Origin of the sequence: Chitinophaga filiformis (genome assembly GCF_021646545.1) — a bacterium.
Classification (GTDB): Bacteria; Bacteroidota; Bacteroidia; order Chitinophagales; family Chitinophagaceae; genus Chitinophaga; species Chitinophaga filiformis_A.
On sequence record NZ_JAKIRP010000002.1, the window covers coordinates 519316 to 532111 of the forward strand.

A 12796-nucleotide genomic window follows, 5' to 3' on the forward strand; every position below is an offset into this window, starting at 1 on the left:
TTCCTTAGTCATACGGACATTTCTTATGTTCAATATGTTTTTCGAAATCATCACGGAAATATTTCAATGCACTCTGCAATGGTTCCATCGCTCCGGGCGCCAATGCGCAGAATGTATTACCAGGGCCAAGGAATTGTGCGTGCATGTTCAGCAGGTCGAGATCTTGCGGTGTGCCATCTCCTTTTTCGAGAGAGAGCAGGATCTTTTCCACCCAGGGCAGGCCTTCCCGGCAGGGAGTACACCATCCGCAGCTTTCCTGTGCAAAGAAATGCTGGAGGTTGTGCACGAATCCGACAGGACAGGTCCCGCTATCCATCACGATCATGGTGCCTGTACCTAAACGGCTGCCTGCCGCTGCCACAGACTTATAATCCATTTTAATATCCAGGTGCTGCGTGGTGAGAAAGTCTGTGGAAGCACCACCCGGTAATACGCCTTTCAGCTGCACGCCATTTTTCATACCGCCGGCATGTTCTTCTATCAGCTCACGCATAGTAACACCCATAGGCAATTCCCATGCACCGGGCCTTTTTACTTTACCACTTACGCCATATAGTTTGGTGCCACCGTCTTCGCTGTAGCTGAGACCTTTGAACCAGTCAGCGCCATTGTTGACAATATGAGGAACACAGCAAAGGGTTTCTACATTATTGACAATAGTGGGTTTACCAAACAGGCCACTGATCTGGGGGAAGGGCGGTTTTGCCCTTGGTGTGGCGCGTTTCCCTTCCAGTGCATTCAGCAATGCAGTTTCTTCTCCGCACATATAGCGGCCTACGCCTGTATGCAGGTGCATGTCCAGGTGGAAACCACTTCCCAGAATATTCTTGCCAAGGTAGCCTGCCTCATATGCTTCATGGATACTTTTCCGGATAAGGTCTGCAGCCTTGTGATACGCCCAGCGCAGGAACACATAAGAGACCTCCGCCTGGATAGCGTAAGCGGCCAGGATCATGCCTTCTATGAGCTGATGCGGATTGCCTTCCAGCAACACCCGGTCTTTGAACGTACCGGGCTCCATTTCGTCTGCATTGGCAATAAGATACTTGGGATGAGGGGCCTGGTCACCCATGGGGACAAGGCTCCATTTGATGCCGGTATTAAAGCCGGCGCCACCGCGTCCTTTGAGATTACTGTCCTGTACCAGCTTTTGCAATGCAGCTGGGGACATTCCACCACCACATACCTTGCGCACGGCAGCATATCCGCCCGTCATTTCATATTCTTTCAGGTTGAGCGGCGGGCGATCCGGATGAATGTTTCTGGTAAGCGGGCGTTCCATTTTATTAAGTATATTTTTTTAAGATTTCATCCAGCATGGCAGGTTCCACATCACTATACAGGTCTTTGTCTATCATCAGGGCAGGCGCATGGTCACAGCAGCCCAGGCAGACGTTGGGCAGCAAAGTAAACCGTTGATCGGTGCTTGTTTCTCCCATGCGGATATGCAGCTTTTCTTCAAGGGCTTTATGTAAGGCGCGATAGCCCATTACATAACAGGAGATGCTGTCGCACAACAGGATAACATGCCGGCCCACCGGTCTGCGGAAGATGAGATTATAGAAAGTAGCTACGCTGTCTACTTCCGCCGGACTTATTTCCAGATAGTCTGCAATGGCATCCACACTTTCGTCACTGATCCATCCACGGTGCTGCTGTACTATTTTCAATGCCTCGATGACGGATGCCTTTTTGTAAGGCACCAGGCTTATTTCGTGATCTATTGCTTGTTTTTCTGTTGCTGTAAGCATAAAAAATGATTTCACTATCTGTCTATATCTGCCAGTACATAATCCACGCTTCCCAGGATAGAAAGCAGGTCTGCCACTGTATAACCTTTACTGATGTAGGGTACCATCTGCATATGCGCAAACGACGGAGTGCGTATGCGCGTACGGTAAGATGATGTGTTACCGTCGCTCACGAGGTAATAACTGTTAGCTCCCTTTGTAGCTTCCACGCAGCTCATCGCTTCTCCCGGAGGGATAACGGGCCCCCAGCTCACATTCAGGAAGTGATTGATGAGGGTTTCTATGTCCTGCATGGTATGTTTTTTAATGGGGGGAGTGGTGAGTGGGTGGTCTGCCTTATAGCTTCCTTCGGGCATATTGTTAAGGCATTGTTCGACGATGCGGAGGCTTTGTCTCATTTCTTCCACTCTTACAACAGAGCGGTCATAACAGTCGCCATTCTGGGCAATGGGGATATCGAAATCGAACATTTCGTAACCGGAGTAGGGCCTTTTTTTGCGGAAGTCCCATTCGAATCCGCAGGCCCTCAATCCCGGCCCCGTCACCCCCCATTCGATAGCCTCTTCCAATGTATAGACACCGATGCCTTTAGTACGGGCTTTTATGAGGCTATTCCGTAGCACCATGTCGTTATATTCCTTTAGTTGCTTAGGGAAGTTGTCTACGAACTCACGTACCAGTTTTTCCCATCCTACCGGAAGATCCTGCGCCACGCCACCAATGCGGAACCAGTTAGGGTGCATGCGGTCGCCGCAGATGGCCTCGATAATGTCGAAGATCTTTTCCCTTTGAGTGAACATGTAGAATACGGGAGACAGTTGTCCGAGGTCCTGAGCAAATGTGCCGAACCATACCAGGTGGCTGTTAATGCGGAATAGTTCGCACAGCATCACCCTGATCACTTTCACTTTCTCGGGCACTTTGATGCCCGCCATTTCTTCAACTGCCAGCAGATAGGCGAGGTTGTTCATTACTCCTCCGAGGTAATCCACGCGGTCAGTATACGGGATATAAGTGTGCCAGCTCTGGCGTTCGCCCATCTTCTCCGCACCGCGGTGATGAAAGCCGATCTCGGGCACAGCGTCTACGATCTCTTCACCGTCCAGTTGGAGGATGATGCGCAGTACGCCGTGGGTACCGGGGTGCTGCGGACCTATGTTCAGGAACATGAAATCGGAGTCGTCGCTTTGTGATTGCATACCCCATTCTTCCGGTTTGAAGCGCAGGGCTTCCTGTTCCCTGTCCTGTTTTTCGTCCCACAGGCGAAAGGGGCCCATTTCTGTTGCTCTGGCGGGGTATTCTTTACGGAGGGGATGGCCTTCCCAGGTGAGGGGCATCAGCAGGCGTTTCAGATGAGGATGGCCTTCGAAGCGGATGCCGAACATGTCATATATTTCGCGTTCATACCAGTTGGCATTTTGAAAGATGGTAGTGATAGAAGGGAGGGTTGGGTATTCGCCTGCCAGTGCTACCTTGATGCGAATGAACTCATTATGTTTGAAAGAGAACAGGTGATAAACAACGGTAAAATCAGCAACAGGTAGTTTCTCTTTGCCGGCCCTGTCCCGTTCGTCTATCCCACATAGATCGTACAGGAACAGAAAGTGATTTGATTTCAGGTATCCGATAACGGATAGAATACTTCTCTTACTGGTCCATAGCGTAAGTATTCCATCGGCGGTTATCTGTTGTTGAAATGTATCGGGGCCGAAGCGTTGTATCAGTTGTCCGTATATTAAATGTTCCGTCTCCAGCATATTTATCCGGTTTTATATTTCGTCGATTCCTCGGAAGGAGGTCATGTTAGTACGTATATCACGTCTGCTTTCTTTCATTGAAAGCATGTGTGGTTTTATTACTCCCTGCTCACCGATGGTCCAGCTGAGGGGGCGGGCTTCCTTACCTACTGCATCTGCGAGCAGTGTGAGTCCCTGCATGAAGGCGTCAGGTCTCGGAGGACAACCGGGCACATATACATCAACGGGCAGGAATTTATCTACGCCCTGGACGACGCTGTATATATCATACATGCCGCCGCTATTGGCGCAGCTGCCCATAGAAATGACCCAGCGGGGCTCCATCATCTGTTCATGCAGCCGTTTGATAATAGGAACCATTTTGATGAAAACGGTACCGGCGATCACCATGACGTCTGCTTCGCGGGGAGTGCCGCGGATCACTTCAGCACCGAATCTTGCAACGTCGTATTTACTGGTAATGCTGGTAGCCATTTCAACGAAACAGCAACTTAAACCGAAGTGGAATGGCCACATGGAATTTTTGCGTCCCCATGCCAGGAGGTCCTGGACGGTGGTGAGCATAATACTTCTGCTGACAGCTTCTTCCATGCTGCCGTTTCCCGAGATATGGCCCGACTGATCGCCTGCTTTACTTAGCCACCATTTCATTTTGTTTCTGTTTTTGTTTGAGGGCTTTTAATATTTTCTTTGCGTCAGCTCCTATGTTGAGAGCGCCGATACCCCATTCGTATATCAATACGACTACGAGTTGCGCAATAAAAAGAGCAACGCCGATGTAACCGGGCCAACCAAGGTCATAGAAGCCAAGGGCCCATAGCATGATGAAAACGGCCTCCACGTCGAAGATGACGAACAACATGGCGACCAGATAAAATTGTACAGAGAAACGAATGCGTGCAGAACCTGTCTGTTCTATACCACCTTCATAGGGCCTGTTGGTGGCGCGGTCATTGTGACGTTGTCCAAGTATATAGGACAATGAAAGGATAGCAGCAAGTAATATGACTACCAGGCTGGAATAGAGCAATAGAGGCCATAAGGGAATACCTTGTGTTTCGTTTCCCATAACGTAAAATTTTCCCGGAAGAGGAATACAGGGGTACCCTCTTCTTTTAATAAAAAAGAAAGATGGTCCTTAATCCGATTTGACATACCGTATACCTGACTAACGAAAGCGCAGAAGTGGTACAGACAGTCTAACGTACTTAGTACTTAGCTAATGATGTAATGTTCAAGATTCTGAATAATGAAGTCCTTGTTGCTGATGACATATTTCAGAATGTCACCGATGGAGATAAGGCCGGTCAGTTGATTGTTTTCGATAACGGGGAGATGGCGGATGAACTTATTCGTCATCAATTGCATGCAGTATTCTACTTCTGTATCAGGTGTAACAAATACCGGACTATCGGTCATAATGTCCCTGACTAGTGTTTCTTTGGAGGAGCGTCCTTTCAGGATGACTTTGCGTGCGTAATCCCGTTCTGTGAATATTCCTATCAGTTGTCCACTTTCGTCCACTACTACCAGTGCGCCTAAATTTTTTTCTTCGAGTACTTCCAGTGCTTCGTACACGGTGCAGGTGGTGCAGATCGTGTAGACCATGTTTCCTTTTATTTGCAGGATATTTCTAACAGTATCCATAACAAAGAATTTAAGGAAGTGACTTTACTATTAAGTTAGGCTTTTTTTGAATAAAAACAACTTTAAATGTGGATTTTAAATTCAGAAGACTGATAAACGGCGTCTGGATGGGACCTTCGAGCCGTTTCTGGGAGCTGGCTATAGGGTTATTAAGTTTAATATATCAGCAGTCAGTATATCTAGGGCGACTAATATGGATAAGTCTGTTGATTTGGTTGCTGCTTCGCCTGATAAGTCATCATGCTGTTCATATATTTGCTGCTGCGAAGAGGTGCGTTGTGTATCAGGCTGCTGGCGTGAGGAAGCATGTTGAGATCAAAGAAAAACAACCATCACTGCAGAAGTGCCGACGGACATTAACAAAAAATATGCGTACCTTTAAGACAAGATTCTCCTTAATAAACAACTCCAAAACAGCAACAGGCTTCTACCTGAAAGACGGGATAGTATACAGGTATTGTTGAATGAGCACAAGCATTAAATAACCAATTTGTTACTATTGGGCAAATCCACTTATCAGCAACGCGAATTCGCAAGAAACAAAGCAGTGCAATGAAATTCTATGCTCCGAACTTTAGCAGTGTATAAAGCGCTGGTTAATCATAGCTTTTGTCGCTACTGTCTGTAGCTGCTCCATTTTTTTTATCACCAAAATCATACGCCATGAAAAAGGTTTTCCTCCTTTTCCTGCTTATTCCTTTATTGGGAACAGGACAAACAACAAAAACGGTTCTTTCAACTAACCGCGTATTTGCAAAAAATGATAAGGTAGTCCAGTTTGAAAAAGCACTTGCCAGCCATGCGCAGAGATTTCATAAAGGAGATCTGAGCTGGCGGGTATGGAGTATTGAATCCGGTCCGGACTTCGGTGGCTACCTGATCGTTGAGGGGCCTAATACCTGGGATTCACTGAACAGCCGGGGCGATATTAGTACCGCACATACGGCAGACTGGAACAATAATATCATGCCATTGACCGATGGTCGTGCAAAGGGTGGATATTACGTTTTCCAGGGAGATTTGAGTACTGTACAACTTACTGACTATGCGGACAAGATAGTGATCAACCATGTAACAGCAAATCCCGGTAAGATTGCAGATGTGCAGGAGCTTATCAGGAAATTGAAAAAAGTATGGGAAGGCGGTAAGGAATCTGTCGCTGTCTATTCAGTGGCCTCTTCGGGAGAGCCAGGTTATATTGCTGTAACACGATTAAGGGAGGGCTTAAAAGAATTAGCTACCGACTACCGTAAACCACTATCAGTAAGATTCGATGAGACTCATGGTTCCGGAGGATTTGACACCTGGCTGAAAGATTATGCCGGTGCAGTAAAATTCCGCTGGACGGAATTACTCTTCTTCAAGCCTGAACTCAGTTCGAAATAAATCCTTATAGAGCCAACAAGAGAACCGGCCCGTTGCTCAGTCAGCCGTTGCGGATTTCATCTAAACCAACCTTTGCCAGCAGCTTTGCTGCCGGATAAACCATTATGGATATAACATCTCCATTTGTTAATCTCAAAAATATTTAGTTACTTTGAATAACAAAGTGCTTTATTAATGAGTTTTTCGCTTTAAAAATCCAATACTATGATCACACAAAACAAAAGACTTGCCGGTATTATACTTACCGCGGGACTGCTATTGCTCGTGCCATTGATCGCGATGCAGTTCACCAGCGAAGTGAAATGGACACTGTCCGATTTCATTGTTGCGGGGTTCTTATTATTCGGCGCCGGGCTGCTATTAGAGTTAATAATGAGAAGGGCGAAGAGCCTGCAATCGCGTTTGGTTTTATGTGTAGTTCTTTTTGTTGTTTTCTTCCTGATCTGGGCGGAGCTGGCAGTAGGCATTTTCGGGACACCATTTGCCGGAAGCTGAATGAAGATATCAATGGCTTGGAAGCAGCGGTGAAACCTGTTGCACAGATATACCCTCTACGGTCCGGATGCCAATCTCTTTTTGCGTTTTATGCCATATACGCAGCAAGATCCAATGAACCAGCACAGGTATAAAAATTGTTCTCCAACCCAATATACCGAAAAGCTTAGCTACAAGCATTTCCTGTTTAAACTTTACTTCATAGCTCTCATCATTGAAGTGATATTTACTGCGCTCTGTTTCGCGCTGTAAGCTCTTATACGGGTAAACACATCTACTGTTTTCAAAAAGATCTCCGGGCAGCGGTTGTTGTTCGGTGATCTCATTTTACAGTAACGTAGAATAATTAGTTATCCTGACTAATGTTGAGATGGTATAATTTAACATGATAAGGTTTTATCATGCCACTTTTGTATTATGATATACTTTTCTCTATTTTGTCGTGTGAATTGTACAATTAACAATAATCGTATACAAAGAGCCGATTTTCGGGATGAATGACAGCTTTCCCAGACTGTCTGATTTTATATTGATACTATTCAAATTAGCTGATGATGCCGGTCCTGAGAGATGCCAGGATCAGGAAACTTATTCAAAACTTAGGATGCATGTGTCGCAAGATAATTTTAACCATTTATTGGACGGCCGTCCTGTTCCTGCTTTCCAACTATTATTGTCTGGGCCAGGATATACGCCACATGACGTATTGGGAGCTTTACAAGCTGTCAAGTAAGCAGCTGCTCCGCCTGATCGATCAGCAGCCGGAAGACTCTGTAAAAGCCAAGCTCCTTATCGCACTGGGAACTAAAACAGAATATAAGCCTGGTAGTATAAAAGAGGATATGGACAGTGCCAGAAAGTACCTGGGTGAGGCTGAAAGGATCATCATGCAACAGGACCTGTACTGGATGAAAAGTGACATAGCTGAGTACCTGGGTGTGATGTATTTTAACAGCGGAGAGCCGGAGAAGGGGAGGGCCGCTTTTGCAAAAGGAATTGACTTTTGTAGAAAGGCAGGTTATAAGGAACAAGAAGCCGCTCTGTGGATAGAAATGGCCAAATGTGAAGATGATGGCGATATCAGACTGACTTATCAGGACAAGGCCTTAAAGTTATTCCGGTCTGTAAATAATCGATTAAAGGAAGCGGAAACAGTGAAAGAGATGGCTGATGTGCATTTAAACCAGGGTAAATATGAATTGTCTGAAAACGAATTAAATCAGGCACTGCTCATATATAAAGATTTAGGCTATAAAAGGATCTATTTCACTTATGATCTGCTTTCAGCCGTCTATCACTGGAAGGGGGATTTTGCCAAAGCGCAGGAAAATGCTATCGCGGCCATACAGGCCGCTGAGAAGCAAAAAGATTCCGCGATGCTGGGTACTTTTTACTGGCGCCTCGCTGTAGCTTATAAAGACGCTAAAAATCATGTGAAAAATCAGGAGTACCTGAAAAAATCACTGTCTGTTCAATTGAACCATCCCTCAGCCTTATTATATCATGTATTGGCCGAACTGACTGATCAGCTTATCATCAGCGGCCAGGTGAAGGAGGCGCTTGATCTTTTATTGCTTGTAAATAAGCAGCAACCGCCAGCAGATATTCATGACAGGATCAGCCTTTCTTTTTCTACTGCAGATTGTTACCTGGCACTGAAAGATTACGATCATGCTGAGTTCTATTACCTGCAGTATGCGGATATTTTAGGGTCAGGGGATGATGTGAACACTGATCTGATTAAGATCTGCCGGTTTTATTTAGGGCGTCAGCAGTATAAAAAGGCGGCTATCTATTTGAAAAGAATACTGGATGACAATCCGGAGCACTGGGATTTGACTACCAGCAGGGAAGTTAGCTTATTGCGATTTAAAGTGGACTCAGCGTCGGGAAATCTGCTGTCGGCAATGAAACACTTACAGCATTATAATAAACTGGCTGATTCTGCCTTTGCTATCGAAAAGGTAAAACAGGCGGAAGAGATGCAGGCAAGGTTTGATTTACAGAATAAAGAAAAGGATAATGAGCTATTAAGAGAGCAAAGTGCACTACAAGCAAAGACCATAGAAAAAGAAACACTGGTCAGAAATGTCATTATTGCCGGATGTGTTATTCTGTTACTGTTACTAGCGCTGTTGTACAACCGTTATAGAGTTAAAATAAAGACCAATGCCATATTGGAAGGGCAGAAAGCGGAAATCCGCACTGCATACTTAGCCCAGGAAAAATTGGTTGGAGAGAAAAGTAAGTTGCTGAATGAAAAAGAGTTCCTGCTGAAAGAAATACACCACAGGGTAAAGAACAATTTGCAGCTAACCATGAGTTTACTGAATACGCAAAGCAAATATCTGAATAATGAAGCCGCCATCCAGGCTATAAATGACAGCCAGCATCGCCTGAGGTCCATTTCATTAGTACACCAGAAATTATATCAGGGAGAGAATGAAGGACTGATCAATATCAAAAGTTACATGTATGAGATGCTGGAGTATTTAAAAGATAGTTTCGGTGCGGGCAGGCGTATGCGGTTTAATCTGAGCATGGACGAAGTAGATCTTGACGTTGGCAAGGCCGTTTCATTGGGCCTGATTTTAAATGAAGCAGTTACCAACATTTTTAAATACGCTTTTCCCGGTAGTTCACAGGGACAGGTAGATATTATTTTAAGGGTAGTGGGAAGCAGGATCTTTTTCTCGATCAGTGACAACGGTGTAGGTTTACCGCCAAACTTCGATGTCGCATCCAGCGGATCTTTAGGACTTTCGCTTATTCATCTGCTAAGCACACAGCTGGAAGGAGATTTAGAGATTAAGAGCAACAATGGTGTACAGATCGGTTTAACATTCGGGATAAAAGATGTACATGTTGCTGCCGTTATTGCCGCAGTTGACTGACATCCAGATAAAAGCAGGACGAACTATCAATTGTTACCAATAGCCATCATGCTGATCTGATTTGTAGAGCGTAGCGCGGGACAGATCGGGCAGTGATCACGACCTCCTGAAAGCAACAAACCCCGGGATGATTGTCCGGGGTTTATTGTTATTATTTGTAGACATGTCTATGTTGCCTGACTAGTAGCTTTGTGGACTCTTACTGAATTTATGCTCTTTATATTCTGCCAGCCGTTTGTCGATGATCGCTTTCACTATTTGATAATTGCCTTCATTATAGGCTATCTCATTTAATTGCTTTGTTGCAGCTGCTCCGAAGTAGTTTTCTTTTAGTTCGGCGCTTTCTAAGAAGGCATATGCAACATCACGGGTATAAAGTATATCGTGCCTTAGGTTTTTGAGATAAGCATGAATGAAAGCCTGTTCAGCGGAAAAATCATCTTCCAGGATATATCCTCTTTTAAGGGCACGTACCCACTCGGTAACAGGCTGTTTGCCTTCTTTAATATCTTTTGCCAGGGCTGACGTATGTCCATCGGTTTTTACTAGGTCATGCGCTATGGCCCACTGCAGGAACATCAGATGTGCTGTGTCGTCAAAACGCTTCGATGACAGGAACTTTTCAAAACTCTCATACTGCCATTCAGAATAGAAATAGTAGAGAGGCTTGACGTAATTCAGTCCGAGGGAAAAATACCCGATGGTTTGATCATCAGTAAACTCGAGGCCCCAGACAATATCCCCCCCGGCGTCTAAAGGTTTTTTCCATCTGTAGAAGCTTTCACTTCCATCGTCATTTAACCAGATAGGGGAAATCTCACTGCTCTTTAATGTTGGCTCGCCCAGTTTCAATTTAAGCGTTTCAAAATTGGCCTTGAAATCCAGCTCCAGGGGGAATTCTGTATTCGATTTATTGCCATACCATCTTACGCTGCTCAGAACAGGTACAAAAATTCCCTTTTTATCTCCCTGGATCAGGGGATAGTTGTCAAGATAGGTCTTCGCTTCAAATAACAGATCGATCTCCAGTTTTTTATTCTGCACCCAATAGTTGGTGTCGGTACTGCGATTGGAAATAAAGGGTTTCTTAGGGTATTTGAATCCATTGTTCTCAATAAATGATTTGATTTTGTCATCGTCGATCCGTAGTCCTACAAGATCCTTAAGGGTATTGAACATTCTTTGGTTTTTATTTCAAGTTGGGATATCGGCATCCAAATTAGAGAATATTTCGGAGGACTACAAACATACGTACGGCGATCGGGCGTTAAGCGGTTTAACGAAATCTGCCCGAGGACCGTGACCGGAGGAGCAGGAACTTTTTAGCAAATTTCCTTACCAGCAAAAGCCCGAATATAAACCCGCCGATATGGGCAGCATATGCTACACCCCCTGCTTCCTGTCCGCCTAAGGTTCCAAGTCCGTTCACCACCTGGAATATGAACCAGAGTCCGACAACTATTAACGCGGGCACCGAAATAATGAAGAATAATAGCCAGACATGCACCTTTTTATGGGGAAATAATACCATATACCCTGCCAATACTGCGGAGATAGCGCCTGATGCTCCCATCACCGGGATCAGTGGGTCTTGTCCAAGGATAAATGTAGTGAAGACATGACTGAGCCCTGCCAGCACCCCGCAGAGCAGATAAAAGACGAGATAATTCCTGTGCCCCATGGCATTTTCCAGGTTGTCTCCAAAAATGACCAGGAATAACATATTACCTCCCAGGTGCGCCCAGCCTCCATGGAGGAACATGGAAGTAAGCAGGGTTAGAAAGACCGATACCCCAGTTACCTGCAAGCCAGGCATAGGAAAGGAGTTTCCTGTATAGGGATCGATCAGTACCTGGTCCGGAGTAACAATATCGCGTCCTGTCAGTATTTCTGCCGGTACAGCGGCATACGCAAAAGTAAAGTACAGATTTGCTCCCGCCTGCTGCAGGAAGATGAAGACCAGGATATTAATAGCAATAAGCATATAGTTAACTATCGGGAAAATCTTCCTGTCCCTGTTGTCATCGCCTATCGGAAGTAACATGTTTTTATTAGTAAGTGTACAAATGTTGTTCCCGAAATCGGATGGGCGGAATTACCAGGGTACTGGTTACGGCAGGAATCTGGGAGAGCCCAGATCGAGTGGTCCCTTGCCAGGCCAGGGGCCATCGGGAATCGTGAGTGCTGAATGAGGCCAGGCAATCCAGTTGTTGCGGGGCATGCCCGCAGCTGTAACCAGGTTTTGGAGCACGGCAGAAAGGTCGGCCATGCGCCACACATCTTCGTTCGGATCATCTTCCTGACCGGCAGAGGCAGCCACTGCTTCCTGACCCGTTCGCGACAATACGATCACTGAGCAGGGTGGACTCCAGCAACCCAGACCTCCAAATACGGCCTGCAATCTTCCCGCCACCTCGATACCCCCCACCGAATCCATCGTCACCGCACAGGCAACCGGCTTGCCGAAAAAAGCAGGCGTATTTTCAAAAGCAGTAGTTACTTCAATAAACTGCTGGAGGGGTGAACTCCAGTTATTCCAATATACGCCTGTTATTACCAGAAAGCCGTCGCAACTGGTCAGCAGGTCATAGACTTCCCGGATTCCCGGCAAGGGGTCGGTAAGCGTCAACACGGATACCTCCTGCTGAAGGTCGTTTACCAGCACCTGTGCCGCCTGTTTTGCTAGTGCTCCTGAGTTGCCTGCTGCTCCCCGGAGGGAACCATTAATGATCAATATCTTTTTTCCTGTATGTGTCATAGCATCCGGTGCCAATGGCTCCCTGTTTTTGTTAAAAGTTATACCGCCCGGCCATATCGCATATAGATCGAAGCTCCTGTCGTGCCAGCTTATTAAAGTGAAGATATA

General features: G+C 45.8%; 12 protein-coding genes. 3 read left to right on the top strand and 9 right to left on the bottom strand.

The annotated features are described in order from the left end of the window. Positions 1–4: 4 nt before the first annotated feature. The 6 genes from nuoF to L3C95_RS08460 all read right to left on the bottom strand — a co-directional run bounded on the left by nuoF (position 5) and on the right by L3C95_RS08460 (position 5155). Entirely contained in the window at positions 5–1282 is a 1278-nt protein-coding gene (gene nuoF, locus L3C95_RS08435; protein ID WP_236386655.1) for an NADH-quinone oxidoreductase subunit NuoF, read from the bottom strand. A gap of 4 nt (positions 1283–1286) precedes the next feature. After that, a complete protein-coding gene (gene nuoE / locus L3C95_RS08440; protein ID WP_236386657.1) occupies positions 1287–1751 on the bottom strand; it encodes an NADH-quinone oxidoreductase subunit NuoE in 465 nt (154 codons plus the stop codon). Positions 1752–1765: 14 nt separating this feature from the next. Next, on the bottom strand, positions 1766–3508 hold the full coding sequence (gene nuoC / locus L3C95_RS08445; RefSeq protein ID WP_236386659.1) for an NADH-quinone oxidoreductase subunit C/D: 1743 nt from the start codon (positions 3506–3508) through the stop codon (positions 1766–1768). Positions 3509–3520: 12 nt separating this feature from the next. Beyond that, positions 3521–4159 (bottom strand): NADH-quinone oxidoreductase subunit NuoB, encoded by a 639-nt coding sequence (gene nuoB, locus L3C95_RS08450; RefSeq protein WP_236386663.1) that lies wholly within the window; start codon positions 4157–4159, stop codon positions 3521–3523. Beyond that, positions 4140–4577 (bottom strand): NADH-quinone oxidoreductase subunit A, encoded by a 438-nt coding sequence (locus tag L3C95_RS08455; RefSeq protein ID WP_236386665.1) that lies wholly within the window; start codon positions 4575–4577, stop codon positions 4140–4142. Before L3C95_RS08455 ends, nuoB begins: the two co-directional genes overlap by 20 nt. 146 nt (positions 4578–4723) lie before the next feature. Beyond that, a complete protein-coding gene (locus tag L3C95_RS08460) occupies positions 4724–5155 on the bottom strand; it encodes a CBS domain-containing protein (RefSeq protein WP_236386667.1) in 432 nt (143 codons plus the stop codon). Positions 5156–5818: 663 nt separating this feature from the next. Between L3C95_RS08460 and L3C95_RS08465 the strand changes: the two genes are divergently transcribed. From L3C95_RS08465 to L3C95_RS08475, 3 genes are all read left to right on the top strand, one after another. Continuing rightward, positions 5819–6541: a hypothetical protein gene (locus L3C95_RS08465; RefSeq protein WP_236386670.1), complete on the top strand. Its 723-nt coding sequence runs from the start codon at positions 5819–5821 to the stop codon at positions 6539–6541. A gap of 204 nt (positions 6542–6745) precedes the next feature. Then, positions 6746–7036, top strand: a complete 291-nt coding sequence (locus tag L3C95_RS08470) for a hypothetical protein (RefSeq protein ID WP_236386671.1) — start codon at positions 6746–6748, stop codon at positions 7034–7036. Between the two features lie 608 nt (positions 7037–7644). Continuing rightward, a complete protein-coding gene (locus tag L3C95_RS08475) occupies positions 7645–9930 on the top strand; it encodes a histidine kinase dimerization/phosphoacceptor domain -containing protein (protein WP_236386673.1) in 2286 nt (761 codons plus the stop codon). Between the two features lie 180 nt (positions 9931–10110). On the opposite strand, the gene L3C95_RS08480 is transcribed toward L3C95_RS08475, so the two are convergent. From L3C95_RS08480 to L3C95_RS08490, 3 genes are all read right to left on the bottom strand, one after another. Further along, on the bottom strand, positions 10111–11109 hold the full coding sequence (locus tag L3C95_RS08480; RefSeq protein ID WP_236386675.1) for a hypothetical protein: 999 nt from the start codon (positions 11107–11109) through the stop codon (positions 10111–10113). 97 nt (positions 11110–11206) lie between these two features. After that, positions 11207–11974, bottom strand: coding sequence for a rhomboid family intramembrane serine protease (locus L3C95_RS08485; protein WP_236386679.1), 768 nt, complete (start codon positions 11972–11974; stop codon positions 11207–11209). A 66-nt stretch (positions 11975–12040) separates the two neighbouring features. Beyond that, positions 12041–12688, bottom strand: a complete 648-nt coding sequence (locus L3C95_RS08490; RefSeq protein WP_236386680.1) for an NAD(P)H-dependent oxidoreductase — start codon at positions 12686–12688, stop codon at positions 12041–12043. Between the last annotated feature and the right edge of the window lie 108 nt (positions 12689–12796).

Coding starts and splice junctions, on each gene's coding strand:
- nuoF (WP_236386655.1), bottom strand. CDS start 1,282: ATGGAACGCCCGCTTACCAGAAACATTCATCCGGATCGCCCGCCGCTC.
- nuoE (WP_236386657.1), bottom strand. CDS start 1,751: ATGCTTACAGCAACAGAAAAACAAGCAATAGATCACGAAATAAGCCTG.
- nuoC (WP_236386659.1), bottom strand. CDS start 3,508: ATGCTGGAGACGGAACATTTAATATACGGACAACTGATACAACGCTTC.
- nuoB (WP_236386663.1), bottom strand. CDS start 4,159: ATGAAATGGTGGCTAAGTAAAGCAGGCGATCAGTCGGGCCATATCTCG.
- L3C95_RS08455 (WP_236386665.1), bottom strand. CDS start 4,577: ATGGGAAACGAAACACAAGGTATTCCCTTATGGCCTCTATTGCTCTAT.
- L3C95_RS08460 (WP_236386667.1), bottom strand. CDS start 5,155: ATGGATACTGTTAGAAATATCCTGCAAATAAAAGGAAACATGGTCTAC.
- L3C95_RS08465 (WP_236386670.1), top strand. CDS start 5,819: ATGAAAAAGGTTTTCCTCCTTTTCCTGCTTATTCCTTTATTGGGAACA.
- L3C95_RS08470 (WP_236386671.1), top strand. CDS start 6,746: ATGATCACACAAAACAAAAGACTTGCCGGTATTATACTTACCGCGGGA.
- L3C95_RS08475 (WP_236386673.1), top strand. CDS start 7,645: ATGTGTCGCAAGATAATTTTAACCATTTATTGGACGGCCGTCCTGTTC.
- L3C95_RS08480 (WP_236386675.1), bottom strand. CDS start 11,109: ATGTTCAATACCCTTAAGGATCTTGTAGGACTACGGATCGACGATGAC.
- L3C95_RS08485 (WP_236386679.1), bottom strand. CDS start 11,974: ATGTTACTTCCGATAGGCGATGACAACAGGGACAGGAAGATTTTCCCG.
- L3C95_RS08490 (WP_236386680.1), bottom strand. CDS start 12,688: ATGACACATACAGGAAAAAAGATATTGATCATTAATGGTTCCCTCCGG.